At 58.6% G+C, this 26,801-nt stretch carries 25 protein-coding genes; 9 read left to right on the top strand and 16 right to left on the bottom strand.

Annotation, left to right across the window (positions count from 1 at the left end):
• Positions 1–294 precede the first annotated feature (294 nt).
• The 3 genes from AC1RAC_RS13750 to AC1RAC_RS13740 are packed head-to-tail and all read left to right on the top strand — an operon-like array spanning position 295 to position 1,513.
• Positions 295–645 (top strand): con-10 family general stress protein, encoded by a 351-nt coding sequence (locus AC1RAC_RS13750; protein WP_492616656.1) that lies wholly within the window; start codon positions 295–297, stop codon positions 643–645.
• Between the two features lie 53 nt (positions 646–698).
• Entirely contained in the window at positions 699–1,250 is a 552-nt protein-coding gene (locus tag AC1RAC_RS13745; RefSeq protein WP_038449759.1) for an ATP-dependent Clp protease proteolytic subunit, read from the top strand.
• Between the two features lie 29 nt (positions 1,251–1,279).
• The gene (locus tag AC1RAC_RS13740; RefSeq protein WP_252950246.1) at positions 1,280–1,513 is read left to right on the top strand and encodes a DUF2934 domain-containing protein; all 234 of its coding nucleotides are present in this window, start codon (positions 1,280–1,282) and stop codon (positions 1,511–1,513) included.
• Positions 1,514–1,989: 476 nt separating this feature from the next.
• Here AC1RAC_RS13740 and AC1RAC_RS13735 read toward each other — a convergent pair whose 3' ends face one another.
• Both AC1RAC_RS13735 and AC1RAC_RS13730 read right to left on the bottom strand, forming a co-directional pair.
• On the bottom strand, positions 1,990–2,259 hold the full coding sequence (locus tag AC1RAC_RS13735; protein ID WP_003190473.1) for a DUF6555 family protein: 270 nt from the start codon (positions 2,257–2,259) through the stop codon (positions 1,990–1,992).
• A 402-nt stretch (positions 2,260–2,661) separates the two neighbouring features.
• Positions 2,662–2,976: a hypothetical protein gene (locus AC1RAC_RS13730; RefSeq protein ID WP_034127106.1), complete on the bottom strand. Its 315-nt coding sequence runs from the start codon at positions 2,974–2,976 to the stop codon at positions 2,662–2,664.
• A 397-nt stretch (positions 2,977–3,373) separates the two neighbouring features.
• Between AC1RAC_RS13730 and cyoA the strand changes: the two genes are divergently transcribed.
• From cyoA to cyoE, 5 genes are read left to right on the top strand one after another with little or no spacing between them, the layout of a single operon-like run.
• On the top strand, positions 3,374–4,297 hold the full coding sequence (gene cyoA, locus AC1RAC_RS13725) for a ubiquinol oxidase subunit II (protein ID WP_057978061.1): 924 nt from the start codon (positions 3,374–3,376) through the stop codon (positions 4,295–4,297).
• A gap of 2 nt (positions 4,298–4,299) precedes the next feature.
• Entirely contained in the window at positions 4,300–6,273 is a 1,974-nt protein-coding gene (gene cyoB, locus AC1RAC_RS13720; RefSeq protein ID WP_057978062.1) for a cytochrome o ubiquinol oxidase subunit I, read from the top strand.
• Positions 6,274–6,276: 3 nt separating this feature from the next.
• Positions 6,277–6,891 carry a cytochrome o ubiquinol oxidase subunit III gene (locus AC1RAC_RS13715; RefSeq protein ID WP_054895700.1) on the top strand — a complete coding sequence of 205 codons (615 nt, stop codon included), beginning with the start codon at positions 6,277–6,279 and terminating at the stop codon, positions 6,889–6,891.
• 1 nt (position 6,892) lies between these two features.
• The gene (gene cyoD, locus AC1RAC_RS13710; RefSeq protein ID WP_034127103.1) at positions 6,893–7,231 is read left to right on the top strand and encodes a cytochrome o ubiquinol oxidase subunit IV; all 339 of its coding nucleotides are present in this window, start codon (positions 6,893–6,895) and stop codon (positions 7,229–7,231) included.
• Positions 7,189–8,085: a heme o synthase gene (gene cyoE, locus AC1RAC_RS13705; RefSeq protein ID WP_492616655.1), complete on the top strand. Its 897-nt coding sequence runs from the start codon at positions 7,189–7,191 to the stop codon at positions 8,083–8,085. Before cyoD ends, cyoE begins: the two co-directional genes overlap by 43 nt.
• 214 nt (positions 8,086–8,299) lie before the next feature.
• Here cyoE and AC1RAC_RS13700 read toward each other — a convergent pair whose 3' ends face one another.
• The 4 genes from AC1RAC_RS13700 to AC1RAC_RS13685 all read right to left on the bottom strand — a co-directional run bounded on the left by AC1RAC_RS13700 (position 8,300) and on the right by AC1RAC_RS13685 (position 11,839).
• Positions 8,300–9,877 (bottom strand): histidine kinase famiy protein, encoded by a 1,578-nt coding sequence (locus AC1RAC_RS13700; protein WP_172415510.1) that lies wholly within the window; start codon positions 9,875–9,877, stop codon positions 8,300–8,302.
• A gap of 108 nt (positions 9,878–9,985) precedes the next feature.
• Positions 9,986–10,495 carry a ferritin-like domain-containing protein gene (locus AC1RAC_RS13695; protein WP_019821478.1) on the bottom strand — a complete coding sequence of 170 codons (510 nt, stop codon included), beginning with the start codon at positions 10,493–10,495 and terminating at the stop codon, positions 9,986–9,988.
• Between the two features lie 63 nt (positions 10,496–10,558).
• Positions 10,559–11,443, bottom strand: a complete 885-nt coding sequence (locus AC1RAC_RS13690; protein ID WP_014718025.1) for a manganese catalase family protein — start codon at positions 11,441–11,443, stop codon at positions 10,559–10,561.
• 165 nt (positions 11,444–11,608) lie between these two features.
• Entirely contained in the window at positions 11,609–11,839 is a 231-nt protein-coding gene (locus AC1RAC_RS13685) for a hypothetical protein (protein ID WP_054895704.1), read from the bottom strand.
• Positions 11,840–12,159: 320 nt separating this feature from the next.
• On the opposite strand from AC1RAC_RS13685, the gene AC1RAC_RS13680 reads away from it, so the two are divergent.
• A complete protein-coding gene (locus AC1RAC_RS13680; protein WP_003190457.1) occupies positions 12,160–12,342 on the top strand; it encodes a con-10 family general stress protein in 183 nt (60 codons plus the stop codon).
• Between the two features lie 68 nt (positions 12,343–12,410).
• On the opposite strand, the gene AC1RAC_RS13675 is transcribed toward AC1RAC_RS13680, so the two are convergent.
• The 10 genes from AC1RAC_RS13675 to AC1RAC_RS13630 all read right to left on the bottom strand — a co-directional run bounded on the left by AC1RAC_RS13675 (position 12,411) and on the right by AC1RAC_RS13630 (position 26,786).
• Entirely contained in the window at positions 12,411–13,529 is a 1,119-nt protein-coding gene (locus AC1RAC_RS13675; protein ID WP_229999502.1) for a fimbrial protein, read from the bottom strand.
• A 2-nt stretch (positions 13,530–13,531) separates the two neighbouring features.
• Positions 13,532–16,129 (bottom strand): fimbria/pilus outer membrane usher protein, encoded by a 2,598-nt coding sequence (locus AC1RAC_RS13670; protein ID WP_044273270.1) that lies wholly within the window; start codon positions 16,127–16,129, stop codon positions 13,532–13,534.
• A gap of 33 nt (positions 16,130–16,162) precedes the next feature.
• Positions 16,163–16,909 carry a fimbrial biogenesis chaperone gene (locus tag AC1RAC_RS13665; protein WP_054895706.1) on the bottom strand — a complete coding sequence of 249 codons (747 nt, stop codon included), beginning with the start codon at positions 16,907–16,909 and terminating at the stop codon, positions 16,163–16,165.
• A 71-nt stretch (positions 16,910–16,980) separates the two neighbouring features.
• Complete coding sequence (locus AC1RAC_RS13660) at positions 16,981–17,529, bottom strand: fimbrial protein (protein ID WP_003190448.1); 549 nt, start codon at positions 17,527–17,529, stop codon at positions 16,981–16,983.
• An 826-nt stretch (positions 17,530–18,355) separates the two neighbouring features.
• Positions 18,356–20,698: an ATP-binding protein gene (locus tag AC1RAC_RS13655; RefSeq protein ID WP_492616654.1), complete on the bottom strand. Its 2,343-nt coding sequence runs from the start codon at positions 20,696–20,698 to the stop codon at positions 18,356–18,358.
• Complete coding sequence (locus AC1RAC_RS13650) at positions 20,695–23,055, bottom strand: ATP-binding protein (protein WP_054895708.1); 2,361 nt, start codon at positions 23,053–23,055, stop codon at positions 20,695–20,697. The genes AC1RAC_RS13655 and AC1RAC_RS13650 overlap by 4 nt, the downstream gene beginning before the upstream one ends.
• A gap of 29 nt (positions 23,056–23,084) precedes the next feature.
• On the bottom strand, positions 23,085–23,750 hold the full coding sequence (locus tag AC1RAC_RS13645) for a response regulator transcription factor (protein WP_003190442.1): 666 nt from the start codon (positions 23,748–23,750) through the stop codon (positions 23,085–23,087).
• A gap of 151 nt (positions 23,751–23,901) precedes the next feature.
• Positions 23,902–24,567, bottom strand: coding sequence for a response regulator transcription factor (locus AC1RAC_RS13640; RefSeq protein ID WP_032892352.1), 666 nt, complete (start codon positions 24,565–24,567; stop codon positions 23,902–23,904).
• A gap of 324 nt (positions 24,568–24,891) precedes the next feature.
• On the bottom strand, positions 24,892–26,226 hold the full coding sequence (locus AC1RAC_RS13635) for an EAL domain-containing protein (protein ID WP_054895709.1): 1,335 nt from the start codon (positions 26,224–26,226) through the stop codon (positions 24,892–24,894).
• Between the two features lie 137 nt (positions 26,227–26,363).
• Positions 26,364–26,786, bottom strand: coding sequence for a hypothetical protein (locus AC1RAC_RS13630; RefSeq protein ID WP_032892354.1), 423 nt, complete (start codon positions 26,784–26,786; stop codon positions 26,364–26,366).
• Between the last annotated feature and the right edge of the window lie 15 nt (positions 26,787–26,801).

Genomic DNA, 26,801 nt, shown 5'->3' with positions numbered 1-26,801 from the left:
AAAGGGCATTCATCATGCGTGCGTCCATTGATAATCAGCGCGGCGAGCCAGCTCGCAGGCCGATTGTAGAAGTGCAAACTAAAGCAAGGACTGGCCTGCGTTCTAATACGTCTGCGTGCTACGAACATCAGCAACTTGCTGAACAAGCCGAAGCCACGATAAGTGCATCTAAAACGCCACCCTTGTGTGAAAGGCACTTATAACCGTGCAGCTTGACTCACGCGCCTAAGTGCACGTTTCCAGCACAATCGAAGTGAACGTTACATTACCGACATAACGACGAGGTAACTGAACATGACTACTCAAGACAAGCAAGGCCAGATGAGCGTCAGCGAAGCCGGTAAAAAAGGCGGCGAAGCCACTTCTGCGTCCCATGACAAAGAGTTCTACCAGGAGATCGGCAGCAAAGGTGGCCAAAACAGTGGCGGGAACTTCAAGAATGATCCCGAGCGCGCCGCTGAAGCCGGCAGCAAAGGCGGCCAGAACAGCGGGGGCAATTTCAAGAATGACCCCGAACGCGCCGCCGAGGCGGGCAGCAAAGGCGGCCAGAACAGTGGCGGCAATTTTGCCAATGACCGTGAAAAAGCTTCCGAAGCCGGGCGTAAAGGTGGCGAACACAGCCGCGGCGGCGGACGCAAAAGCTGATGTGCTTGATGCAGGGGAGCCATGCTCCCCTGCTTTCATTGATGAGGGACACCATGCCTTTACACATTATCAACTTCACCGCACCGGTCACCGCTTCTACGTGCAGCCAACTGATTGAAAAAGCCTCGTTGGCCGTACAACAAGATGCCCAGGGCCTGGTACTGAATATCGCCACCATGGGTGGTGAATGCAGCTACGGCTTTACGATGTACAACTTTTTATTGTCCCTGCCGATTCCGGTGCATACCCATAACCTCGGCACCGTGGAATCCATGGGCAATATCATCTTCCTGGCCGGTGAGCGCAGAACCGCCTGCAAGCACAGTAAATTCCTGTTCCACCCCTTCCACTGGCATGTGCAAGGCGCGGTTGACCACTCGCGCATGTCCGAATATGCGATGAGTCTCGATTACGACTTGCAGTTGTACGCACGCATCGTAGCCGAGCGCACCGCTGATGCCGTCGAAAAACTGGAGACTGAAAAGTACCTGATCGCCGCGCCCCGCATTCTTGATCCGCAACAAGCGCTGACCGCCGGCTTGATCCATGGGATCGAACTTCCCGTGATCAAGGCGGAGTACGTGAGCAGCTTCATTCACTCCTAGCACCTTTTATTCAATAGGGGAGCCTCACAATGGACGAAGAAACGATCCGACTCACCGCGTACCGCATTTGGGAACAGCAAGGGAAGCCTGACGGTCAGGATTTCGTGCACTGGTTACAAGCCAGGGAGGAGCTGACAACCCCGCCGACTGACAGCCTGGCAGGCTCGATAGCAAGTAGCGTCACCCCGCCCAACCCGGACCGATCAAAGCGCCAGGCGACCGCCGCCGGGCAAAAAATCCGTAGCAGAAAACCCAACTGCTGAACCCACAGAGCAGAGAGTGAGGACGCGCCTGTCGATAAACCTGCCAGGGTTCTAAAACATCGACAGCCGTCCAAGCGCCATCCCCGCCCCGCCGCCTCTCGATACTGGCATTAAAGCATCAACTAATCGCTTGTTTGAATTCTTCCTCTTTAGCAGTTGAAAACGCCCACTTCTTAATCGAGAGTGGCCGTTCATTCAGGGAGGAATCGATGTGCCCCATCTACAAGCGAACCGAAGTTGCCTGCAATGTAAACAACCCTACGAATCGACGCTGGGTGACCCCGACTTTCTAGTGTCGTCGGCCTCTGACATGCTCTGCCCGGCGTGCCAGCAACACTATGCAGCCGACCTGATGAAAGAGGCACTTCAACGCAGCGTGCAAAAGTTGTGCATGTTGCAGGAGCGACGCAAAAAACAGTAAACACGCGCCTCGCCCCTACCGCCACCCGCATGGAGACCGTCCATTAAAAATACATTCATTCGGGTGGCGGCGGCACATAAGGCTTTGCAATAAACGGGATACTCCCAGACGGGCGCCATCTTACATTCTCAAGACCGTAGCGCTCGGCCAGCGGTTTACTGATGCGTTTGATCTTTTCATTACGCGACCTGGGAATAATACCAATGCCTGCATCGCAACAGGCCCAATGCCACGCCTCTGCGTTATTCATCACCTCCGCTCTTATAATGAAAGACTTAGGCTCGTGGTGGTATTCGTACTCGATGACATATAAAGAATTTTTCATAACCTCTCCTTCTGATTTTTTGTTATTTGCTCAGAACGAAGGTTCAGAAATTTTAATCTTTTAATGACGACGATCACGCACTTGCTGTTGCACTACCGTTCGTCGGCCTCGCATTAAAAAAATAAAACTGCTCATGCTTCTTTTGTTTCTTAATACTGAGTCTGTTCACTCCAGGCTCTTGGTAAAAACTCCTGTCTTGCCCGCATTCCGTGCGGGCTTTTTTATTTTGCCGCGACGCTTCATCCTGTGGCGAGGGAGCTTGCTCCCGTGACGGCCTGGCAGCCGACGCTTGTCTAACTGACGCACCGAGGTCCAAGCTTGCCTGTCGGACCAAAGTCCTCGTCGGCTGTCAGGCCGTCATCGCAGGCAAGCCAGCTCCCACATTCAAGATCGCGGAGCCACTCAATCGTCGTCGTGCACGTGAGCGTCAGCACAGGGCAGTCGGCCGGACTCACCTCCGGCAATCCGTTCCGCCTGGTCAATACCGCGTTTGAGCGCGTCATTCACCGTCCATTCGGCACCCGGCAACTGCTTGATGCGTTCAACCACACATTGTCCCGTCGCGGTATAAACACAGAGCAGCACTTCAATATCAGCATCGTCCCGCTCTCGGGCCCTGACTTCGATATGGCAGCCGTTTTCGACTTCCCGGGTGAAGCATTTTTCTTCCAGTGCTTTTGAGACCCAGGCTTTATAGGTGTTGCCACGTATAAACATAGCGCTTCTCCAAAACCGTTAGTGGGGTTGGCCATCAACTAACGACTGAAATCCCTAACCAGAATTCAGACTTTCTGCAAGGCCACCTCCATCATGCACCGATAAAAACCCTTTACCGTTTCGCCTGTTAAACCGTTCGTCAGGCGAGGAAACAAATTGTTAAACCAACCCATCGGGCTCTATTCAAAATGTTCGGGAGCGCGGCGAAATGCGCCCTGCAGAGCGGCAGAAAAAGCCAATAGAACCGGACAGTAGACGCACTTTATCTACTGACGGCAGCTTATTGCCGAATGTTTATCACCTGATGGCTCCTGGTGTTAACAAGCGCTTCGCTTAGTTAACGCGCGAGCACAGATTCGGCACAGCAAAACGCAAGTTTCCAATACAGGAGCAAGGCATGAAACGAGCGATGGGTTATTGCCTGGTCACTATCACCAGCCTCTTCTTACTCACCAGTTGCAACCTGGTGGTATTCAACCCCAAGGGGCAAGTAGCAACCGATGAGCGCGACCTGATTATTCTCGCTACGGGCCTGATGCTGCTGGTGGTCGTTCCGGTGATTGTGATGATGTTTGTCTTCGCCTACCGCTACCGCGCCACCAATAAAAAAGCGCGTTACTCCCCCCGCTGGGCCAGTTCACACAAAATCGAAGCGGTGGTATGGGGCGTTCCCCTGCTGATCATCATCGTCCTGGGGTGGGTGACCTGGGAGACCACCCACGCACTCGACCCCTATCGCCCGCTGGAATCAGACACCCCGCCGATCAATGTGCAGGTGGTCGCCACCGACTGGAAGTGGCTGTTTATCTACCCTGACCTGGGCATCGCCAGCGTCAACGAACTGGCCCTGCCGGTGCACACGCCGGTGAGTTTCACCGTCACCTCCGACGCGGCCATGACCTCGTTCTTTATTCCCGCACTCGGCGGGCAGATCTACGCCATGGCCGGCATGCAGACCAAGTTGCACCTGATCGCCAACGAAACCGGTGAGTTCAGAGGGATTGCCGCCAACTACAACGGCCCCGGTTTTTCCGACATGCATTTCACCACGCTGTCCCTGAGCACTGCCGACTTTCAAACCTGGGTGACAAAGGTCAAGGGCGCGGCCACCTCTCTGGACCACAGCGCTTACGCGCAATTGGCCAAGCCGACCCTCAAGCACCCGGTGACCTATTACTCGGCGGTACAGGAGCGCTTGTTCCTGGACATCGTCGATAAATACGAAGGCATGAACAAGGCCAATAAACCCCGGCGCTCGCCATTGAGCGACGCTGCACAACGCACCGATCAACACCCAAGTCTGCTGGCTGAGGAGCGGTAACCATGTTCGGAAAACTGTCGTGGGACGCGATCCCAACCACTGAACCCATTGTGATGTACACCCTGGCCGTCGTGGGCCTGATCGGGGTGGCGCTGGTGGGCTCGATCACCTGGAAACGCAAGTGGGGTTATTTGTGGCGCGAGTGGTTCACCTCGGTGGACCACAAGAAGATCGGTTGCATGTACATCGTCGTCGCCCTGGTGATGCTGCTGCGCGGGTTTTCTGATGCGATCATGATGCGCACCCAGCAAGCCATGGCCGCCAGCGGCGGGCCGGGTTACCTGCCGCCGGAACATTACGACCAGATCTTCACCGCCCACGGTGTGATCATGATCTTCTTCATGGCCATGCCCTTCGTGGTCGGCTTGATGAATATCGTCGTGCCGTTGCAGATCGGCGCTCGCGATGTGGCCTATCCGTTTCTCAACGCCCTGAGTTTCTGGCTGTTCGTGGTGGGTGCGGCGCTGGTGAATATTTCGCTGGGGGTCGGTGAGTTCGCGCGCACCGGCTGGGTCGCGTATCCGCCGTTATCCGAGCTGGGCTACAGCCCCGGCGTCGGCGTGGATTACTACATCTGGTCATTGCAGATATCTGGTATCGGCACGCTGCTCACGGGGGTGAATTTCTTCGTCACCATCCTGAAGATGCGCACCGAAGGCATGACGCTGTTCAAGATGCCGGTGTTCACCTGGAACGCGCTGTGCACCTCGGTGCTGATTCTGGCGGCATTCCCGATCCTCACCGCCACCCTGCTGATGCTGACCCTGGACCGCTATCTGGGCATGCATTTTTTCACCAACGAGGCCGGCGGCAACCCGATGATGTACGTGAACCTCATCTGGGCCTGGGGGCATCCGGAGGTGTACATCCTGATCCTGCCCGCGTTCGGGGTGTTTTCCGAGATTGCCGCCACCTTCAGCAGCAAGCGGCTGTTCGGCTACGTGTCGCTGGTATGGGCGACCATCGCGATCACCGTGTTGTCGTTCATCGTGTGGCTGCATCACTTTTTCACCATGGGCGCGGGGGGCAACGTCAACGCGTTCTTCGGCATCATGACGATGATCATCGCGGTGCCGACCGGGGTGAAAATCTTCACCTGGTTGTTCACCATGTACCGCGGCCGCGTGCGCTTCGAAACGCCCATGCTGTGGACCCTGGGCTTTATCGTGACCTTCAGCATCGGCGGCATGACCGGGGTGCTGCTGGCGGTGCCCGGGGCCGATTTCCTGCTGCACAACAGCCTGTTCCTGATCGCGCACTTTCACAACGTGATCATCGGTGGCGCGGTGTTCGGCTATATGGCCGGCCTGACGTATTGGTTCCCCAAGGCGTTCGGTTTCCGCTTGAACGACAAGCTGGGCCGCATCGCCTTCTGGTGCTGGCTGGTGGGCTTTTATTTCGCGTTCATGCCCTCCTACGTGCTGGGTTTCATGGGCATGACGCGCCGTCTCAATCATTTCGACAACCCCGAGTGGCGGCCCTGGCTGCTGCTAGAGCTGGTGGGGGTGGCAATCATCCTCTGCGGCGTGGCGGCGCAAGCCTTGCAATTGTTTGTCAGCATCCGCAACCGTCATCAATACCGCGACCGCACCGGCGATCCGTGGGACGGGCGCACCCTGGAATGGGCCACCGCGTCTCCCCCGCCGCTGTACAACTTCGCCGAACAGCCCAAGGTCAATGACCTGGACGCGTACTGGGGCATGAAGGAGCGCGGCGTCAGCACCCTGAGCCACACCGACTATCGCAGCATCCATATGCCGCGCAATACCGCGTCGGGCTTGGTCATCAGCCTGTTTGCGCTGGTCTGCAGCTTTGCGTTGGTGTGGCACATCTGGTGGTTGGCGGCGTTCGGCCTGGTGGCCTCGGTGGTCGCGTTCGTGGTGCGCAGCTACGACGAAGACACCGATTACTTCGTGCCCGCCCAGGAAGTCGCGCGCATCGAAACGGCCCGTCTCAAAGACCTGGCGGAGGCTTGACCCATGTCCAATATCGTTATGGAAAAAGACATTGCCCATACCCACGAACAAGGGCATGAAGACGCCGGTTCCCTGAGCCTGTTCGGGTTCTGGATCTACCTGATGACCGACTGCATCCTGTTCGCGACCTTGTTCGCCGGCTACGCCGTATTGCGCGACAGCGTGGCGGGCGGGCCGTCGAGCATGGATATTTTCGAACTGCCCTATGTGCTGGCCGAAACCATGCTGCTGCTGTTGAGCAGTATCACCTACGGCTACGCCATGCTCGCCATGAACCACGGCAAGCAACGCGATGTGCTGCGCTGGCTGGGGCTCACGTTCGTGTTGGGCGCGGGCTTTATCGCCATGGAGATCAACGAATTCCACCACCTGATCGAAGAAGGCTACGGGCCGGACCGCAGCGGCTTCCTGACGGCCTTCTTCACCCTCGTCGGCACCCACGGCGCGCACGTGTTCACCGGGCTGATCTGGATGGCGGTGCTGATGGTCCAGGTCAAGCAACGCGGCCTGACCAGCACCAACGCCACCCGGCTCAGTTGCCTGAGCCTGTTCTGGCACTTTTTGGACGTGGTGTGGATCTGCGTCTTTACCGTGGTCTATCTGTTGGGGGTGGTGTGACATGTACAAGCAAAGCTCGCTTCACAGCAGTGCCGGTACCAGCCATGGCAGCAGTCGCTCCTATCTGGTCGGGTTCCTGGTGTCAGTACTGCTCACCCTGATTCCGTTCGCCCTGGTGATGTTCCCGTCACTGCCGCGCACCGTCACCGCCTGGTTGGTAGTGGCGTTGGGCGCGATACAAATCGTGGTCCACCTCAAGTTCTTCCTGCACCTGGACACGGCCGAAGAACAACGCTGGAACCTGATTGCGCTGATTTTCTCGGCGGTCATCATTCTTCTGTTGGTGGGGCTTTCGTTATGGATCATGGACAGTATTCATCACAACATGCTGGCGCACTGAAACACTGGCGGGGGCTGTTCAATACCGCTATCGAGCTCACCAAGCCGGGCATTATTGTCGGCAACCTGGCGTCGGTGCTGGGCGGTTACCTGCTCGCCGCCAGCGGGCATGTGGCCACGGTGACGCACGGGCTTGCCACACTGCTCGGCACGGCCCTGGTGATCGGTTGCGGCTGTGTCGTCAACAACTGCATTGACCGCGACATCGACCGGCGCATGGTGCGCACCTGTCATCGGCCATTGGCACTGCGCACCATCAGCGTGTCCACTGCCGCAGGCTATGGGATCGTCCTGGGCACCTGCGGTTTTGGCTTGCTGTGGGCCGGCAGCAATGCGCTGGCGTGTGGGCTGGCAATGGTCGGGCTGGTGATCTATGCGGGGGTCTACACCTACTGGCTCAAGCGACGCTCCCACTGGGCCACCTTGATCGGCAGCGTCTCCGGGGCGATGCCGCCGGTGATCGGCTATTGCGCGGTCACCGGGCGGTTTGACCTTACGGCGTTGCTGCTGATTGTGGTGTTCTGTTGTTGGCAGATGCCGCATTCACACGCCATCAACGTGATGCGCCGCGAGGATTTCCGCGCCGCAGGCCTGCCGCTGTTGAGCCTGGCCCAAGCCCATCGGCAGATCCAGGTGTACATGCTGGCCTTCCTCGCCAGCGCCCTGGTGCTAGGCGCGGTGGCGCAGATGGCGGCGTTGTATTTTGTGGTGATGCTAGGGCTGGGGAGTTATTGGCTAACCCTCGCGGCCAGCGGTACACGCCTCGCTGACCCGACCGGCTGGGCGCGCAGGATATTCGGGTTTTCGATTGTGTTGGTGCTGGCGCTTGACCTGGCGCTGGCGGTGCTGAGGTAGCTTTGTGGGCGGCGCCCTCGAGGGATGCAATGCTCAAAGCAACGAAGATCAACTGTGGGAGCGGGCTTGCCCGCGAAGACGTCGGCCCACCCAACATTGACGTTGACTGACCCGCCGCTATCGCAGGCAAGCCAGCTCCCACAGGGGATTGCGCTTAACTGACTGGCATTGGGGCAAGCCCGCTCCCACATTTGGGGCACAGTGGCCTGCTCGATCAGGCATCGAGCACCGCCCGGATTTTGCGCGGCAAATCAGCAGGCTGATACGGCTTGGGAATCAACTCGAACTCATGCACCTCTATCTCCGCGCGGGCCAATGCGTCTTTCGCATAGCCGGTAGTCAGCAAGATCCTGATGTGCGGATACAAGCGCGACACCTCCCGCGCCAACGCCGCGCCATTCATCGCGCCGGGCATGATCAAGTCACTGAACACCAGGTCATACGTCGCCTGCTTGAGCATGCCCAACGCCTCGGCGGCATTGAGGGCGATGTCCGTGTGGTAACCGTAGTCAGACAGAATGACCTGCGCCAACTCGGCCACCTCGGGCCGGTCCTCCACGATCAGGATGCGTTCGTTACCTTGCGGTGAGATGGCTGTGGGGGGCTGCTCGACCCACAGCTGGCTGTCATCTGCAGGAAAGTACAAGCGAATCGTCGTACCGATGCCCGGGTCTGAATGAATCCGCGCCGTGCCGCCCGATTGCTTGACGAAGCCGTACACCATCGACAACCCCAGGCCCGAGCCCTGGCCTTCTTCCTTGGTGGTGAAGAACGGCTGCATGACTTTGTCCTGAATACCTGCGTCGATGCCGTTGCCGTTATCCGAGACCGAAATGCTCACGTAACAGCCCTCGGTCAACCCATCACGCTCGGCACCGACATCGCCCGGTACCTGGACGTTGCAGGTCTGGACGGTTACCGCTGGGTCCGCACGCCCGCGCAAAGCATCCTGGGCATTGGATAACAGGTGCTGCACTGCCAGCTCCGCCTGGACAGGGTCGATGCGGCAGTTCCACAGATCTTCGGCAAGTTCTACATGCAACTCGACGCCCTGCAGCGCACGTGCCATGAATTCGGGGCGGCTGAGCAAGCTGTTCAAGTTGATCACCCGACTGTCGAGCCGTTGCTTGCGCGAAAACGCCAGCAACTGCTGGGTCAGGGTCTGAGCTTTTTCCGCCGCGGCCCTGGCACGGCTGGCACTGTTGACGATGCGCTGCGGATCGCTACCGGGGCGCTTGGCGCTCTGCTGGATCAAGTCGAGATAACCCATCATCACTTGCAGCAGGTTATTGAAGTCATGGGCAATGCCACCGGTCAGTTGCCCCAGCGCTTCCAGGTCTTGTGCGCGACGCACGCGCTGTTCGGCATCGTGACGCCGGCTCACGTCCAGCTGCGATGCGAAAAAATACACCAGTTGCCCACGTTCGTTGAACAACGGCGAAATGAACAGCTCGTTCCAGAAGGTCGAGCCATCCTTGCGGTAGTTGAGCACCTCGACACAGGCCTCATGGTGCTGCTCAACCGCGCGCTGCACCTGGTGCAGCGCGTTTTTGTCGGTTTGAGGCCCCTGCAAGAACCTGCAATTACGTCCGATCACTTCGTCCAGTTCAAAGCCTGTCAGGGTCAGGAACGCCTGGTTGGCAAAGATGATCGGATTATCAGGCCCCGCGGGGTCGGTCACGATCATTGCACTGTGGCTGGCTTGCATGGCCGCAAAGAACAGGTCTTTGCGGCTGGCAGACAGCATTGCCAATTCCATACCGTCGACCACAGGCTTCTTCTTTGTCGCCAAGGTTCACCTCCAGATACGTGGTACGTGTTCCATGGACCGTGAAAACGCTGCGCAGTGCCATCTTGTGCCGAGCGGACGCGGCGCCCCCCAAGGGCACCGCACGTGTCATTAACGCTTGGCTTGTGTGTCAGGCGCCTCAGAGCGTTGCAAAAACGCTTGCGTAAGCTCTGGCAAGTGCTCGAGCAACCACTGAGCCATGGCGACTTCCTGGGGTAGAATCTTTTCGCACGCCGCTTGTGTCTCGGCGTCACCCGCTGCCTTCGCGGCCGCGATGAGCACCGTGTAGCTGGCCACTTCCATATTTTCAAACACGTAGCCGGCCATCGCGCCCTTGATCACCTCGTCACTCATCAGCGAGCCACCGACCGCCTGACCGAAAGCCATCAGCTTGCCGCCCACGTCTTTAAGGGTCGAAGCACTGCCTCCCAAACGCGTCAGGCATTCGTCAATCAGTTGCTGCTGCCCAAGGGTTTCCTCAATGTGCTCGTCGATTCGCGCCTTTAGTTGGGGGTAATTCTCCAGGCGCTCGGACTGTGCCTTGAGCATTTTCTCGGCCTGTTGCTCCATCGCATGGGCATCACGTAGCCAGTCGAGCAGGTTTTCCTGTGGGGTAGCCATGTCGTTGTCCTCGTCAAGAAAGTCGAAAGCACCGCACGCCCTTCAGCGTGCGGCTGTTCTCAATCAAAGGTCGGGCTTGGGCTTGAGGCCCGCCCCCAGGTCAGCGCCGGTGGTGGGGTCGCTGGTGGGGTCCGAGAGCGTGCGGATTTTCATCGCGCTCAGCACCGCTTCATCGTCGGCGTCCAACTGCACGCTGGCGGTGCCGTCACCGCCATCGACCGCCGGTTGTGGGTTTTCCACAAACTCCCAACCGTCACCCTGGTTCCAGGGCCCGCGCAGGTTCTCCGCGCCTTGGGACATGTTGAAGTACACCTGGGTGAACTCCGGTTTGCCCGGCAACTTGCCCTGGGGAAAATTCGGCTGGATCGCATGCAGCGCTTTTTCGAAGGATATCTGGTGAGCGATTTCCCGCGTCATCAAAAAACCCAGCGCATCTTTTACACCCGGGTCATCGGTGACGTTCATCAACCGCTCATAGACAATTTTGGCCCGGGCTTCGGCGGCGATATTCGAGCGCATGTCTGCGGTGGGTTCACCAATAGTGTCGATGTAGGCGGCGGTCCACGGCACGCCGGCAGAGTTGGTCAAAGGCGAACCCGCCCCGTACAGCAGGCTGGTGATATGCGAGTCATTGCCGGCGCCATTGAGGGCACGATACAACTCGCCCTCCTCTTCCACGCCTTCGGCCATTCGCCCCTTGGCGCCCTTGTTGAGCATGACGATGATGGAGCCGACGATCTCCAGATGGCTGAGTTCTTCGGTGGCGATGTCCATCAGCAAATCTTTGCGCCCCGGATCGTCTTCCGCCAAGGCTTGGGTGAAGTAACGGGACGCGGCGGCCAACTCACCTTGGGCGCCGCCAAACTGCTCGAGCAAAAGGTTGGCCAGGCCCGGATTGGGCTCGGCGACGCGGACGGTGTATTGAAGTCGCTTGTTATGTAGAAACATGAACAAATCTCCTCAGGCTTACGGAAAAAGGCGCCCTGCTGGAATGCGCGCCTACCTTGCATGGGAAGTGGCCTGCGCGTGGAAAATTTCAAAATAAACCGACGCCTCACGACCAGCGGTAATGCGCTGCAGGCCAAGCGAAACGGCACTTGTAGCGCAGTTCTCTCAATCGGCGCCGTGGTTTTCCGACTCGGGCACGGCGTCGATGCCGGGCGTACCGTTGGCGGGCTTGATGCTGGCGTCAGCGGGCGTTGCGGCGCTGTCGGGATGGTCCCAATCGGTGGTCGCGTTGGGGTCTTCGTCGCGCCCGGCAGTGCCGATGACGCAACCGTCTTCATTGGGTGCGTCTGGATGCTCGAGCGGCCGGTACTGTGGGTTGGATGGGTTGTGTTTCATGGCTGAAAAGCTCCCGTTCACAGGTTAGGAACCTCGTTGGAACCACACCCTTTTTTGGAGTGCGACGAAAAAGACGAATGGCAGGACCGTTAACTAAACCAGCAGTTTCGATTTAATTAATATCAAAGCGCTGGCCGGCAATAAAAGTTATACGAAGCGGCGCATCAACCAAGTTTCTGTATAACTTTTTCAGCGAAATTACCGTTCGTCGCCGGTTAGAAAAATCGGTAAAACATTTTTCAAAAAGCCAATATCGGAATAAGTGTCCGTTGCGAAACGGCCAACTAACGAAACGCAAACTTAGCGACTGGAGAACTATCATGACTACAGGTAATAAAAACCCGGGCAACTTTGCCAATGATCGCGAAAAAGCCTCCGAAGCCGGTAAAAAAGGCGGCCAGGCGTCGGGCGGCAACTTCGCCAACGACCGTGAAAAAGCCTCGGAAGCCGGCCGTAAAGGTGGGCAGCACAGCCATGGCGGCGGTCGGAAGTCGGGTTCTTGAGTAACGGTGGGAGGGGCAGCCTGGCTGCCCCTTCAAACCAAACGCACAGAACATAAGTGACATATTCATCACTGATAAATAATCGTAAACGTCGCCGACGCATTGGCCGGGCCTGGCGTGACTCGGTTGGCGGTTTGCAGATAACGGGCACGCAAGCGGATGTTGTAGCTGGACTCGAAGGACAGTGGGTTAATACCGCTGGCCCGATTCATCCCCAGGGGTACCGGGGTACTGTCTAGTGTCGCTACTTGGATGCCGACTCCGCTTGCGGCAGGCGAATTACCTGTGCCTGTGGGATCAATGCTCAGCACGCCCGTACTGGCATTGATCGCCGGGCGCGAGGAGTCGATGCGAAATTGCAGGGTGTTACCCGCTAGGGTTCCGCCGGAGCCAACGCCGGTGGGTGAATTACCACTTTGCGAAAGCCAGCCAGGTCCGGTGGTGGAATAGGTGCCATGGAACGCCGGGCAATCATTCAAGTTGATGGAAAAATCTGTCCACCCTGTGGCGCTGTTAAGCCCGGTGAACTTATTGGTCAAGTGCGTCCCCATCGGCACTGAAACATCCGGCGTACTGCAGGTGCGCGAGACAATCTGGATACTGCCGGAGATGCCCATCCTGAAACCCTGCATCCTGGCATCGCCGAAGTTGCCAAACAGGCTCACGACCGGCAATGAGCTGCCCGCCAATACACCTGGCGTTACTTCCCCTAGTTTGATCAGTATCAATTCGAAGTTCGAAGGTCCATCAAACGGAATCAGGCAGCGAGAGCCCGATGTGCAGGCAGTCCAGGATTTGTTGGTTTGCCTGGGCAGCACGCCGCCGAGACTATTGATAACCACCCCCAGCCCTGGAATTCGGGTTCTGTAGACCTTGTTGGCATAGGGGCCGCTGGACCAATTGGCTAAGCCAGAAGTCGCCTCGACCGTCAACTCGGTCCACTGTTGAAACGGAGCAAACCGGCAGTCCAGCTCGGGTGCCTGGCCCAAGGCCATGCTGAAGCGCTGTCGATAGACTTCGGCGCCCACCGGCACATCACGTCCGACGGTAATCGCCGAGACCTGCAATGGCATGTTGCCCACTGCGGCCTGGATACCGTTGTTATATGTACAGGTCACTGCCATGGCCGTATCGGCCATCGCCCAAAGTGCCGCCAGCGCTAGGCTGGGTTTGATCAAAGCGCCCATGTTCATAACGGTACCTTTTGCATGTTGTTGGGCGGCGTGCTGCCCGCGACCTGTTTGCCGGCGGCGCAAATAGCGTCCACCTGCTGCAATTGCTGGCCCTCGCCGGGGCCGGGAGGAATCATCAGGGCACACTGTTGATGGGTCTTGCTGCCCCAGTTGATCAACAACTGGCGGGTTTCTGGCTTGATCCGGGCATAGAGCAGACCGCCCTGCCCGACCATCCCCACCGAGGCGCCTTCGCCGTCGGTCACGCCTGCGCCAAATGGCAAGCTGCTGCCATCGTCCAGGCGCACATTGAGCAGCACCGCACGGCCCTGATTAGTGGTGTATTTAAGATGCACCACGGCGCCAGCGCGTGGGGCGACTTGTTGGCTGGTCTCGTTGAGTTCGACATCCAGCGAACTGCCAATCGGGTCGATGGCCACCTCGTTCAGCTCATAAGGCCGCAGGTACGGCACCACGGCATTGCCGCGACTGTCGAGCGTCAGGCCGGGGTACCCCGAAACCTTGGCGCCCGCGGCACCCGGCGCACTGACCACCGCCATGGTTTCGCCGCGGTACGGCGTCATGGTCACGCCCTCTGCATGGGCCACCACGGTGCCGCTGGCGCCCATCGAGGCGCTGGTATAGCCATCGCCACGCCCCAGTGCCGCACTGAGCATGGCTCGCCCACCCGTGTACTGACCGTTAAGCGCGGCGCTCTTGCTGTGGTTGGCGCCGTCATGGCCGAAATTGGCGCTATAGCCATATTGACGGTCTTGGCCGGCGGTGCCGCTGATACCGGCCTGCTCACTGTAATTGCCTTGGGTATCGCGGCCCACCTGCGCGGTTATTTGCGGAGTGTTACCCGACGCGCCGAAATCCAGGGGCATGCTCATGGTCAGCAAAAAGCTGTTCTCCATGTCGCCCAGCCCCATGCGGCTGCGGTTGGCATTCACACTGAAGCTGACGCGGTTGAACTGCTTGCTGTAGCTGAACTGGTACTGCACATCACTGCCCGGCTGATTCCAGTAGTTTTGCGCGTAACCGCTGATGGAGACTTGCCCCCAAGCCCCAAGGTTCTGGTCGGCGGTCACCGAAAAACGGCTGCGCGGGCGACCGAACATGCTCGAATCCCAGCCATTTTTCTCGGCATCCAGCAGTTGGATGGCGTTGCTGAAATCCAGGTAGTCCTGAGTGGAAAACCGATAGGCTGCCAGCGAGAAGTTACTGCCGGTACTGAGCACATTCTTGCTGTACGACACCCGCATGCTCTGGCCCTTGGCAGCGCCGCCGGCCAGGTCGGTCTGGGCGTGCGTGATGTCCACGGCCATCGCACCGATGGGTGTGCCGAACGCCAGGCCGGTGAGCACCGCCGTGTAGTCATCGCTCGATTGCAGACCGGCAAAACCGGTGAAGGTATTGTTCAAGCCGTACTGCACAGTCCCTTGCAGCAGGCGCGCCTGATCGTCGACGAAGTTGTTGCGGGTTTCACCCGCAGTGAGGCTGAACCGCGAGGTGCCGGGGCGCAGCAACTGGCTGACCGAGGCGTAGGGCACGATAAAGTTCTGCTCAGTGCCGTCGGCTTCGGCCACGCTCACGCTGAGGTCGCCACCATAGCCGGTGGAGTACAGGTCATCGATCACGAACGCGCCGGGCGCCACGGTGGTTTCCAGCAAGATATTGCCGGCCTGGCGAATGGTTACCCGCGCATTGGTGCGGGCAATACCCCGGATGACCGGCGCATACCCGCGCATCGAATCGGGCAGCATGCGGTCGTCAGTGGACAGTTGCACACCGCGGTAGGACAAGGTGTCGAAGATCTCGCCGGTGGTGTTGGACTCACCCACCGTCAGTTGGCTTTTCAACGCGGTGATATCACGCTGGGCGTATGTGTCCAGAGCCTGGTACCGGCTGCCCAAACGTGACTGCCAGCTCATGGACGCGTTGTGGCGCAGGCGCCAGTCCCCTAGGTTCAGGCCCGCGTTGAGGCCCATGAACGCCGAATCGGAGTTGCCACTGCGGGTGCGGTTACGATTGGCGTTGAAGTTGTAGCTGAGCATGGCGGCCGTCACGCCACGGTCCCACAACTGCGGGCTGACGTAACCCCGCGCATTACGCTTGAGCGCCACCTGGGGAATGCTCAAGTCCAGCGCCTGGTTCTCTGGGGAGAAGTTCGCGGTAGCGCCAGGGATTACCTGCCCCACTGCCGGGCACGCCTGACTGTCGAGCATCGTGCTGGCCTCGGGCGTAAGGCTGGCCATTTGCACACCCTGGCGCTCAAGCAAGCCACGGTTCATACACACCACCGGCTTGCTGCCGTCGGCCTGGGCGTCAATGCGAATATCCTGCCGGTTGTTCAGTTGCCCGTTGAGGATGATGTCGGCTCGGTATTGGCCTGGCATCACCGGGTTGCCGGCCTGGTAGGCACTCAGGTCAAGATTGCGCGAGTCTTCGGGCAGGAAGGCGTCATTAAACTGCACTTCTTGCGCCAGTGCGCCTTGCATGCCCCACACGCCTGGAGCAATGGCCAATGCCTTGAGGATCAGGGCAGTGAGCGGATTCAAGGCGAAGCGAGGCCGCGCCCGCAGAAAAAGCCTGGAGCAAGAAAAGGTCGACATAGATGACTCGCGGGTAAAAACGTCAGGAATGGATCAGGGCTGCAGCGTGTTGTGGGTCGGGACCAACGCGCCGTAATCGTTGATGGCGCTGAATTCCACCTGGGCCTGGCTCGACGGCCTGGCCTTGAGCGTGGGCAGCGCGAACTGCCGGGTTTCTCCAGGGCCGACCATGCCGTCCTCACTGCGATAGCGTTGGTTACCCGCCACCAGGTCCAACTCGATCAGCGAGACGTGGAACGCCGACGGGTTGTACGCCTTCAGCGCCAGGCCTTGCCCATCGCGTGCCGTAACCAATTGCCACTGCACCTGCTCAACCGCCTCATTGGGATTTCCAGGCAAGCCGACCGGGCGATAGAACAGCTTGATGCGCGAACGGAAAGCCATTTGCAGCGTATTAAGGTCTGCACCCGCCTCGGGTTTGGGCGGGATTTCGAGAACGTTGAGCCAGAACACCGACTCTTTGTCCTGCGCCAAAGGCGCGCCGGTAAAGAGCACTCGCAAGCTTTGGCCCTTGGTCGGGTCAATGCGCGCCACCGGGGGCGACAATAGGAACGGCGCCTTGGAGCTGGTGGGTGTCGATTCGACGCTGCCGGTGTCGATCCATGATTGGACCAGTGCGGGCAACGTGCCGTTATTGTTCAGTTTTACGGTGATTTCTTTCTGGTCCGCCGGATAGACCAGGCGCGTACCGGTAATCACCACTGCAGCGAATGCATGGGAACACATCAGTGTGGCCAGGCCGATCAGCAGCAGTGGTTTGAATGCACGTGTGCACGACATAGAGCAATCCCTTTACCGTCTGGATGCACGCCCTTCAATACCGAGCAGGGCGTGTGTCCAAAGCCTGCGACTTACTGATAATTGATGGAGTAAGTCACGGAGCCCACAACGGTGCCCGGCGTGGTAGCCGACTGGGCGTAGTACTGAACGGCGTACGGCAGCACAGCGGTCAGGGCAGTTGGGTCAACAGTTACGCGGCTGGTGGAGGTAACCTGAGACGTGTTGCCGGCCTTGATCGCGTTGCCATTGGTGGCATCCACCAACTGCAGTTGAACCTTGGTGGCTGAACCGCTGATGTTCTTCACATTACCGCTGGCCGGATCAACACCACCGCCCGACTCAAAGAACGCCGCCGCGGTTTTGATCGCAGCAGAGCACTTGCTCAGTTCGATGTTGAAACCGGTCTGGCCAGCTACTTGCCCGGCGGAAGCCAAGGAAGCGGTGGAGATGGTTGGCAAGGTGACGGTGGTCGCGCCGGAAGCTGCTGCACCATTGACGGCCACTTGGCAGGTTTCGGCTTTCAGCTCACCGTTGAAATCAATTTTGCCGTCCGAAGCCATGGCAGCAGAAGAGACGGTGGCAGCGACCAGTACAGCGAGGGCGCGAGCTTTGTAATTCATGAGTAACTCCGAGAGCACGATAGACTTGATTAAGTTTTGAAGTTCCCTGGACGGGAAATACTTCTGCGTTGTTGCGAAGTGAAGTGTAAGCAGCGCACTTAATTTTCAAAATAGGAGTGCTCTGAAAAACAAATAACCCGGGCAAATTACCTTATAAACAGGCGATTAAAAGCAACAAACAAAGCCCCCCACCATAGTTGGCTGGCTTTAATAAGCCAACAGACAAAGCGTCTATAGGAGTGGTCCTAAAAGCGCGCCTGAACGGTATATTTAAATCCAGCTTATATAATGGGTCATCGTTATTCTGATCATCAGATGTTGATTGACCCACCGTTATCGCAGCCTAAGCATCTACACAACTTCGAGGTTAGGCTGGACCCGTGGCGGCCTGACAGCCGACGCTTATTTACCTGGCGCCCCGCGATCCAACTGTGGGAGCGGGCTTGCTCGCGAAGGCGACCTGACAGTCAACACAGTTGGATTGGGTACATATCCGTTCCTGCGGTAACGGCCACCTAGGGTTCCGCCCTGACGGCGGCTCCCTTTTGAACAGCGCAAAAGCAAGCAAAACGCTCTTGCCCCACCACTCGGCACCTCGCCCAGGCGCGGTGTGCCCGTAATCCGCCAGTGATTTGGGGGCCGCCTGAGCGGCTCGCTTCGCATCGTGGTTACCATTGAGCGCTACAGAGTTGTATAGATACCCATGGCTATCGCAGGCAAGCTCTAATGCCGTTCAGTTAAGGCATTTTGTAGGAGCGATATACGCTTAACTGAACGGCATTAAGGCAAGCCCCACCTGTGAGAACGAGCGGGTACAGCAACGAGGCTATGCTGGCGCAGGCCTTTGACCAAGCAGCACGCTGAGACGCTCGGCAATCTGCTGCGCTGGCCAGTCACGCTCATCGCGCAATAGCCGTCCCAGGCTTTCGACAGTGCCCACCAGGTCGTCCCGCTCCAGCCCCAGCGCCGCCTCGTGCAGACGCTGAACTGCCTGCAACGCTTGGCTTCGCTCGCGCAAGGCCAGTGCCTCGATCAAGTCGTTGAAGGCCGTGCGCAGGATATGCGACTCCTCCTCTGGCTCTTCCTTGGGCATTGCCGGCAGCGGACCTTGCGGCATGTCACACCAAAGCTCGATCATCTGCTGCAACTTGGCCGGTGTAACCGGCTTGACCAGCACCCCGTCGAGCCCCGCATCAAAACAACGCTCAAGGTGCTCGTTATCGCTGAAGCCCGCGACAGCTACAAGCGGACAATGGGCACGCTGCAACACCTGCTCCAACTCACGAAAGGCGCCCGCCAGCGGCTCGATTTCACTGTTTGGCAAGTCGCAATCGATCAATACCATATCGACCCGTCGCACATTGAATAGCGTCAACCCTTGGGCGCCATCAACCGCCAGCAACACCCTACAACCCAGCGCTTGCAGGTGTGCAGGCAGTGTCTGTTGGCCGGTCACAGGCGCCTGCACCACCAACACGTGTACACCGTTACCCTCCACTTGGGCCTGCGCCGCTTCAGCCTGGGGTATATCCAGGGTCTTGGCCCACTCGACAGACAGTTTGACTTCAACCTCAGTACCCACGCCTTGGGTGCTGTTGAGGGTCAGCTCACCCGACATCAGCCTCACGAGGCGACGGCAAATCACCAGGCCAAGCCCGCTACCACCGGTACGTTTGTAAGAGTGCTTGGCCCGTGCATAGGGCCGAAACAGGCTGGCCTGCGCCTGCTGTGACAAGCCAATGCCGCTGTCGATGATGCGGATCAGCACGTGCGGCACAGGAACCTCTGGCCATTCAACCACCTTGAGCTGCACCTCCACCCCGCCTACCTCAGTGAACTTGACCGCATTGGAGATCAGGTTGCGCAGCACCTGACTCAAGCGCATGCCCTCCAGCATCAAGGGGCCGCTGGGGCGTTCACCACTCAATGTCAGCAACAGGCCTTTTTCTTCGGCGCCGGCGCGATACTCCTCCACCACCTGCTGGACTAAGGCCCAGAGGTCCACAGGCTCCAGGGTCAGGGTCAGTTCCCCGGCCTCCATCCTGGAAATGTCCAGCACGTCATCCACCAGCCGCAGCAAGGTATTGGCGCCGCTGTTGGCCAATTGAGTGAAGTGGCGCTGCTGTTCGTCCAGCGGTGTGTGCTCCAACAACTCGATAGCCGCCAGCACCGCGTTCATCGGCGAACGCACTTCATGGCTGACCACCGCCAAAAACATCGCCTTTTCCCGCTCGCTCTGCACGGCCTGGCGGCGCTGACGACGGCTTTGCCAGGCGAACGCGATCAACAGCAGCACCACCGACAGCAACAGCCACAACTCACCCTGGAAATGCTCGGCGATGTCCTTGATCGTCGGAATGTCCAGGTTCATGTCATCGAACCAGGCGTCATAGATCGCTTTGCGCTCATCGTTGCTGATGGACCCCAGCACTTTTTCCAGGATCGACAACAGGATCGCGTCGCTGTCACGCACCGCCATGCTCACGCCGGTGTGCAATTGCGGCACCACCCCGGATACTTGCAACACCCCCTGATACTGCCGGGAAAGATAGGGGATCAGTAACCATTCAGAGGCGATGGCGGCATCCGCCCGACCGTCCTTGACCATCGCCATGATGTCGACAGCGTTCTGGCCGGAGATCACCGTTATGCCGGGGACTTTCTGCTGCAAAAACGCCTGATACACCTCGCGCCCCAACATCACCAGGCGTTTGCCGGCAAGTTGTTCCAGGTCCACGAATGGCTGTTGGCCAAAGCGGCTGACGAGGATGGTGGAACTGGTGTTGTAGGGCGTCGTATAGCGCATGCCCAGGTCCTTGACCGGATCGTCGTCGCGGCGCCGGGTTGGCAAGATATCCACCTCGCCGCTGATCAGCATGTCCTTGCGGGCGCTACGATTGCCGGTGACCACCGACTGAAAATGCAGGCCCGTACGCGCCGCAATCAAACCCAGGTACTTGGCCGATAGCCCACGCAACTGGCCGTCGCTGATGTACTCGAAGGGCAGCAGGTTGTCGAACACACCGACACGCAGCACGGGGTTGGCGGCGATCCAGTCACGCTCTTGCTGGGTCAAGGTCATCGACGGCGGGTCGGCCTGCGCATCGGCCAGGCCCGCGCTTGCCAGCAGCAACCACCCCAGCAGCAGGCGCAACCGTACAACCTTCATTGTTGCGTCATCGGCGGCGGCGCGACCATGGCCAGCATGTCCAGCGGGGTCTCCTCGCTCACGGCACGCCAGTGCTGAACCAACGCCTGAAGCGTGTGCACGTAAACCGGGTTGCCCCAGCCCTCCTCTGCCCGCAACAGGTTCTCCATGTGCGCGGCCGCCTGGGCCAGGGCCGGCCATTCGATGATCAGTGCCGCGCCGTGTAACCGATGGGCAACATGGATGGCCGAAGGGCGATCACAGAGCGCCATCGCCCTGAGCAGGCTCCCCAGGTCGGCCGCCATCTCACGGTTGATAGCGGCCTGATCAAGTGTCGGGGCCATCAAGCTGGCACGCGGTGCCGCCAACGTGACGCCGCACCACTGCTCGATCACGTCACTCAACTGCCCCAGACGTATGGGCTTGCTCAACGCCCCATCCATGCCCGCCGCCAGGCAGCGTTGAAGGTGCTGCTCGCCGGTCAAGGCGGAAATGGCAATGATCGGGCAGCGCGCTCGCCCCCATTGCTGTTCGAGCGCCCGCAGTTCGCAGACCAGGCTGTAGCCGTCCTGATCCGGCAGGTCGCAGTCCATCAATACCAACGCGTAAGCGCGCTCAGCGAACCGCACGCGGGCCTGGGCCGCATCGGCGGCAATCACTGGCACACAACCAAACCCGCTGATTTGCGCCCGCAGCACTTCCTGGTTGGCCAGGGTGTCTTCCACCACCAGCAGCTGCAAACCATCGGTGACATGCAAAGGCATTGGGGCTGGGGCTCGCGTCGGTTCAGCGGCCTCAGGGGCAAGGGTTGCGGGCAAGTACAGGTTGATACACGTCCCCACTCCCGGCTCGCTGCGCAGGGTCAGCGAGCCTTGCATCAAATCGACCAATTGCCGACATATCATCAGCCCCAGGCCGCTGCCTCCCGCACGCTTGTAGGACTGACTCGCCTGGGCATAAGGCCGGAACAAAGAGGCCTGCACCGCTTCGCCCATACCGATGCCGGTGTCGCGGACTTCAACCTGCAACTGATGCTTACCGTCCAGCAAGTCTTCCAGGCGCAGGGTGATGTCAACAGCGCCGGTATCGGTGAACTTGATGGCGTTAGACAACAGGTTATGAAACACCTGCGTCAGCCGCGAACGGTCAAGCCACAACGACGGCAGGGGTGTCTGCACACTCACATTCAGACTCAAGTGTTTTTCCCCCGCACGCAGGCGATGCAAGCCCACTACGCCATGCACCAGCGCGATGACATCCGTCGCCTCAAGTGTCAGACGTAACGCCTTGGCCCCTGAATCCGGCCGGTGCAGCACATCATCGAGCAAGCGCACCAGCATATTGGCGCCGCTGTTGGCCAAGTGCGCGAAGTGGCGCTGCTGGTCATTGAGTCGGGTGTGCCACAGCAGCTCCATGGCCGCCAGCACGGCGTTCATTGGCGAGCGTATTTCGTGACCCATCACCGCCAGGAACATGGTTTTTTCCTGCTCGTTCCGCTCGGCCTGCCGCTGCTGGCGGTAACCGCGATAGACCAGCACACACAAGCCAATCAACGCCAACATGCCCAGGATCAAAAGATGCAAGTAATGGCTGGCGATGTCCCACAGGGTCGGCGCATCTACCTCCAGGTCCCGGTACCAATGCTCGTACATCGCATTCTGTTGTGAGGGGCTGATCGAGCCTAGGGCTTTGCCAATGATCGAGGCCAGCATGGCGTTATCGGTGCGCACCGCCATGTTCACATCCAACATGCTGCTGCCCACCACGCCAGAAATTTCCAGCACGCCCTGAAACTGTCGATACAAATAGGGCATCAAGAAGGCTTCGGAGGCCACGACTGCATCGGCACCACCGTCCCGGAGGGTGTTCAGCATGGCCAAGGCCTGGGGGCTTTTGATCAGAGTGGCTCGGGGTGCCCTTTTTCTGAGCAACTGCTCGTAATACTCCACATCGGGGATCACGACCGTTTTATCTTGTAGCTGGTCAAGGTCAAAAATATCGGCGTCGTCGACACGGGTCACGATGATCGGCACGGTAGTGTCGTAGACCAGCGCGGTAAGATCCTCGATAGGCGGCTCGTCACGAAAGCGAAAGTGCGAAGACAGCAGGTCTACCTGGCCATCCAACAGCATGCGCTCACGTGCAGCCCGGGTCTTGACCGGCACATAGGTGAATTCAAGCCCCGTGGCATCGCGCACATATTGCAGGTACTGCACCGGCCGCCCTTGCAGCACGCCATTACTCATGTACTCGAAGGGGACCAGGTTTTCCATCACCCCCACTCGAAGGACCGGATGCTGCGCTATCCACAGCCGCTCCTGCTCCGTCAGCTCAACCGGCGCCGCACAGGCAAGCGCGGCATCCAGCATCAGCAACATGAATAAGAGGGCACCCGGTCGCCATCGCCTCATGGTGAGCCGATGATTTTATTGAGCTTGAACAGTTCATTGTTCGAGGTGACCCCCAATTTGCGAAACGCTGAGGTTTTCTGGGTGCTGATGGTCTTGATGCTGCGATTGAATTTTTCTGCGATTTCACTCACGGTCATGCCCGCCAGATAGCAGCGGATCACCTCCTGCTCACGGCTGGTCAGCTCGGCCTGGACCAGGGCATCCGAGGCTTCGCTGGGGTCTTTGCGCGTCTCGCTGGTGACGGTTTCCGCCAGGCGATACGTCATGTCGGTGCTCAGGTACACCGCGCCGGAGACCACCTTGCGAATGGCCTTGACCACTTGCGTCATGTCCTCGCCCTTGCCAACAAAGCCACGGGCACCGACCCGCATGGCCAGGGCCACGGTAGCCGGGTCATGATGGGCGGACAACACCAGGATCTGGCAACTGGGAAACTTGACCCGCAAGGCGCGGATCAGCGATACGCCATCCATCTCGTCGGGGCTCAGGGAGAAATCCAGCAGCAGCAGGTCAGCCGGAGCGCTGACCAGGCCGGCGAGCAAGTCGCGGCTTTTTTCATAAATGCCAACCACGTCAAAGTTGGCCTCGGCCGCCAAGGTGTTGGCGAGCCCATGCCGAACAACAGCGTGGTCGTCCAATAGAGCAATGCGTACAGGTTTCATCGTATTCGAACCCACTTGGCCCCGCTTAGGTGGCGCGGTCAAACAACAGGGACAGCTATTACGGCACTTCAAGGAGTATATGCAACAACCGCCAAAGGGCACGCCCGCCTACCGCTGTTTTTGCGCGCGTCGGCGTGGCCTGCGTTTAGCGTTAAACACTCTCGATGATGTGCTTGATCCGAAACAGCTCGTTGTTGGACATCACGCCCAACTTGCGAAAAGCCGAGGCCTTTTGCGAACTGATGGTCTTGATACTGCGGCTGAATTTTTCAGCAATTTCGGTGATGGTCATGCCCGACAGGTAACAGCGGATCACCTCTTGCTCCCGCGCAGACAAGCTGACAAAACGCATCGCGTCATCGCGTGATTGCTCCTCACCGTCATAGTTGACCGCCGTGGCTTCGGCCACCCGATAGGCCATGTCAGCACTCAGGTAGACAGCGCCCGAGGCCACCAGCCGCACTGCGCTGATCAATTGGCTCATGTCTTCACCCTTGCCGATAAACCCACGGGCACCGACGCGCAGGGCAAGAATCACCGTGGCCGCGTCATGGTGAGTGGAAAACACCAGGATTCGGCAGCCCGGGTACTTTACCCGCAGAGCACGGATCAGCAGGATGCCATCCAGCTCATGAGGGCCGAGCACAAAATCGAGCAACAACACCTCGGCCGGGTGTGTCAGCAGGCCGGCCATCAACTCACGACTGCGAGCGTAGACCCCCACCACTTCAAAATCAGGTTCCTGTACCAACCGATTGACCAAACCATGCCGCACGATTGCATGATCATCCAGCAAAGCAATTTGTAGGCGTTTCATAAATGACGGAACACTCTGTATAGCGTGCAAAAAAATGGACAACAGCGCTGCCTCACTCTGAATAAGTTAAGGTCCTCTCAGACTCATCCATTTCATCAATTACATCCGTGCAACTGAACATCACACGCCACACGCTCACTCCCTATAACTTAACGCGCACAGGCTCACCATCGCAGTTAAAAAATGCGCCAATTCTTCACAATAACAACGGTATAAAACTTAATAGATCTGCGAAAAACTTAATATAAGAAAACTCCTAAAAACCAAGAGCTGACCTACACACATCAAGTTCCAATACTTACCTGCCCGCCAAACTTTACAGCCTCAGCCGTTCTTTTCCCGCTCAATCACAAAGTTCAAGAAGGCGTCTATTTCCATCGGGCGCGCCAGCGCATAGCCCTGCCCTACCCGGCAACCCAGGCGGTGCAGCAGGGGGATCGTGGACTCGTCCTCGATCCCCTCCGCCACCAGGCTCAGGTTAAGCAGACCTGCCCAGTTCACAATGCCTGCGATCACCTTGCGTGACGAGGCGTGCTGCTCGACACCGCGCACAAACGAGCCGTCGATTTTCATTTCATCAAACGACAGGTTCGCCAACAGCTTGAAAGTGGCTGCGCCGCTGCCGAAGTCATCCAGCGAAACCTGAAAACCCTTGGCGCGAATAGTCGTCAATGACGCCGAAAGATGCAGCTCATCCGGCTCCTGCACATCTTCGGTCAGTTCGACTTTCAGCAAGCGGCTCGGCAGATCTGCCTGGCGCATGCGCAAGGCCAGGCGCTCGGCAAAATTGGGGGTGCACAGGGTCTTGGCCGACGCATTCACCGCGATAGGGATCGTAATGTTTTCGCGCTTTAACGCTAGCATCACGCGCAGAGTCCACATCTCCACCAGGCTGAACAGCAACAGGTCCAGGCCGAGACGGTTGACCAGCGGCATCAACACCGCAGGCGGAATTTCACCAAAGCGCGGGTGCTTCCAGCGCACCAACGCCTCAGCGCCGACGATGCGCCGGCTCAGCAACTCGAACTGTGGCTGAAAGACAAAGCGCAATCCCTCGCCGGTGGTCAGGGCGTTGATGACTTCATCCTCAGCCAGCGACTCAAACGTCATGGCCTGCAGCTTGGGGTCCGGTTGAGCGAGGGTCAGCAGCACCGTGCGCAAGGCATCGCCCAGCTCCAGCGGGCCACCGTCACGCAAGATCTGCACGCTGATTCCCGCCGACTGCGCCAGGCGCGAATGGGATTCCAGTGCGCTGATGGCTACGCCGCCCATGTGCTTGACCCACAACTGCTTAGCGGGCGCTTCGCACGCCGGTGTAACTGTTGCTTCGATCAAATTTTCCTGCACATTCAGGGTGGTTTCGCCGGTCCAGAAAATACTCGGAAACTGCATTAACGTACCCGCGTCATGCAGTGCTTTGAGCACACTTGGCAACATCAAGCCATCGCCACACTCGGAGCGGATTTCGCACACGATGATGTCCACGCGGTGCGCGCTTAACCACGCCTGCAGCGCCTCCAGCGAGGCGACCGTGGCCAGCGGCGTGACCCCCATGCCACCCAACGCAGAGGCGAGGCGCAAGACACACGCAGGGTCGGTTGCCAACGTGATCACGCGCAGGGCGCTGAACTCGTTAGGCACGGCGGCATTTAAGATCATGACAAAGAATTTCCCGAGATTGTTTCAGCGAAAAAGCTTATCAGTGCCTAAAAAGAAGCAAATAGGAATGGGACTAAAAGCATAAAACTGAGGCGGTGGCGGGTCCCGCGAAAAGCGTGCAATAGCTCACATCAGGATTAATTGGATTCCAGCAACGGTCTGCCCGAGCGCTGTTTTATTTGCACATCCACCCGATCCATGACGCGCGCCAGAATCGATCGGTCCGGAACACCGGAGGCAATAAAGCCGCAGCGTTGCGCCGTGACTGGATTATCGGGAAACGCTTGCAGGGTCACGCCCTGATAAATCAATGAGTGTCTGACACACGCGTACTCCTCAAGCATTTGCTTAAACTGTGCGCCCGCCGCGTGCACGGTTTCTTCATTGATCACCAACAGATCAAATACATCCCTTGCGTTATCCAATAACGTAATCAACACCTTGAGGGAATCGACAGGCACAACGCGGTGGTATCCCAAATGGCCAAGGTCTTTTTCAATACTCATTCGCCGGGTGGCATCGCTATCTACCAACGCGATCCGCAAACGTGGATTGGACATAAAAGCCCTCCTGAT

The organism is Pseudomonas sp. GW823-FHT02F05 (assembly GCF_058797315.1).
Note: the sequence above shows the minus strand (reverse complement) of the source record. Positions and strands in the feature narration are given on the sequence as shown.

Bases quoted from the DNA above. Each gene is read 5' to 3' on its own strand.
- AC1RAC_RS13675 (WP_229999502.1), bottom strand. From the start codon at position 13,529: ATGGGCGCTTTGATCAAACCCAGCCTAGCGCTGGCGGCACTTTGGGCG.
- cyoB (WP_057978062.1), top strand. From the start codon at position 4,300: ATGTTCGGAAAACTGTCGTGGGACGCGATCCCAACCACTGAACCCATT.
- AC1RAC_RS13665 (WP_054895706.1), bottom strand. From the start codon at position 16,909: ATGTCGTGCACACGTGCATTCAAACCACTGCTGCTGATCGGCCTGGCC.
- cyoE (WP_492616655.1), top strand. From the start codon at position 7,189: ATGGATCATGGACAGTATTCATCACAACATGCTGGCGCACTGAAACAC.
- AC1RAC_RS13730 (WP_034127106.1), bottom strand. From the start codon at position 2,976: ATGTTTATACGTGGCAACACCTATAAAGCCTGGGTCTCAAAAGCACTG.
- cyoA (WP_057978061.1), top strand. From the start codon at position 3,374: ATGAAACGAGCGATGGGTTATTGCCTGGTCACTATCACCAGCCTCTTC.
- AC1RAC_RS13735 (WP_003190473.1), bottom strand. From the start codon at position 2,259: ATGAAAAATTCTTTATATGTCATCGAGTACGAATACCACCACGAGCCT.
- AC1RAC_RS13685 (WP_054895704.1), bottom strand. From the start codon at position 11,839: ATGAAACACAACCCATCCAACCCACAGTACCGGCCGCTCGAGCATCCA.
- AC1RAC_RS13750 (WP_492616656.1), top strand. From the start codon at position 295: ATGACTACTCAAGACAAGCAAGGCCAGATGAGCGTCAGCGAAGCCGGT.
- AC1RAC_RS13745 (WP_038449759.1), top strand. From the start codon at position 699: ATGCCTTTACACATTATCAACTTCACCGCACCGGTCACCGCTTCTACG.
- AC1RAC_RS13690 (WP_014718025.1), bottom strand. From the start codon at position 11,443: ATGTTTCTACATAACAAGCGACTTCAATACACCGTCCGCGTCGCCGAG.
- AC1RAC_RS13635 (WP_054895709.1), bottom strand. From the start codon at position 26,226: ATGATCTTAAATGCCGCCGTGCCTAACGAGTTCAGCGCCCTGCGCGTG.
- cyoD (WP_034127103.1), top strand. From the start codon at position 6,893: ATGTACAAGCAAAGCTCGCTTCACAGCAGTGCCGGTACCAGCCATGGC.
- AC1RAC_RS13630 (WP_032892354.1), bottom strand. From the start codon at position 26,786: ATGTCCAATCCACGTTTGCGGATCGCGTTGGTAGATAGCGATGCCACC.
- AC1RAC_RS13670 (WP_044273270.1), bottom strand. From the start codon at position 16,129: ATGTCGACCTTTTCTTGCTCCAGGCTTTTTCTGCGGGCGCGGCCTCGC.
- AC1RAC_RS13680 (WP_003190457.1), top strand. From the start codon at position 12,160: ATGACTACAGGTAATAAAAACCCGGGCAACTTTGCCAATGATCGCGAA.
- AC1RAC_RS13645 (WP_003190442.1), bottom strand. From the start codon at position 23,750: ATGAAACCTGTACGCATTGCTCTATTGGACGACCACGCTGTTGTTCGG.
- AC1RAC_RS13715 (WP_054895700.1), top strand. From the start codon at position 6,277: ATGTCCAATATCGTTATGGAAAAAGACATTGCCCATACCCACGAACAA.
- AC1RAC_RS13640 (WP_032892352.1), bottom strand. From the start codon at position 24,567: ATGAAACGCCTACAAATTGCTTTGCTGGATGATCATGCAATCGTGCGG.
- AC1RAC_RS13650 (WP_054895708.1), bottom strand. From the start codon at position 23,055: ATGTTGCTGATGCTGGATGCCGCGCTTGCCTGTGCGGCGCCGGTTGAG.
- AC1RAC_RS13655 (WP_492616654.1), bottom strand. From the start codon at position 20,698: ATGAAGGTTGTACGGTTGCGCCTGCTGCTGGGGTGGTTGCTGCTGGCA.
- AC1RAC_RS13660 (WP_003190448.1), bottom strand. From the start codon at position 17,529: ATGAATTACAAAGCTCGCGCCCTCGCTGTACTGGTCGCTGCCACCGTC.
- AC1RAC_RS13740 (WP_252950246.1), top strand. From the start codon at position 1,280: ATGGACGAAGAAACGATCCGACTCACCGCGTACCGCATTTGGGAACAG.
- AC1RAC_RS13695 (WP_019821478.1), bottom strand. From the start codon at position 10,495: ATGGCTACCCCACAGGAAAACCTGCTCGACTGGCTACGTGATGCCCAT.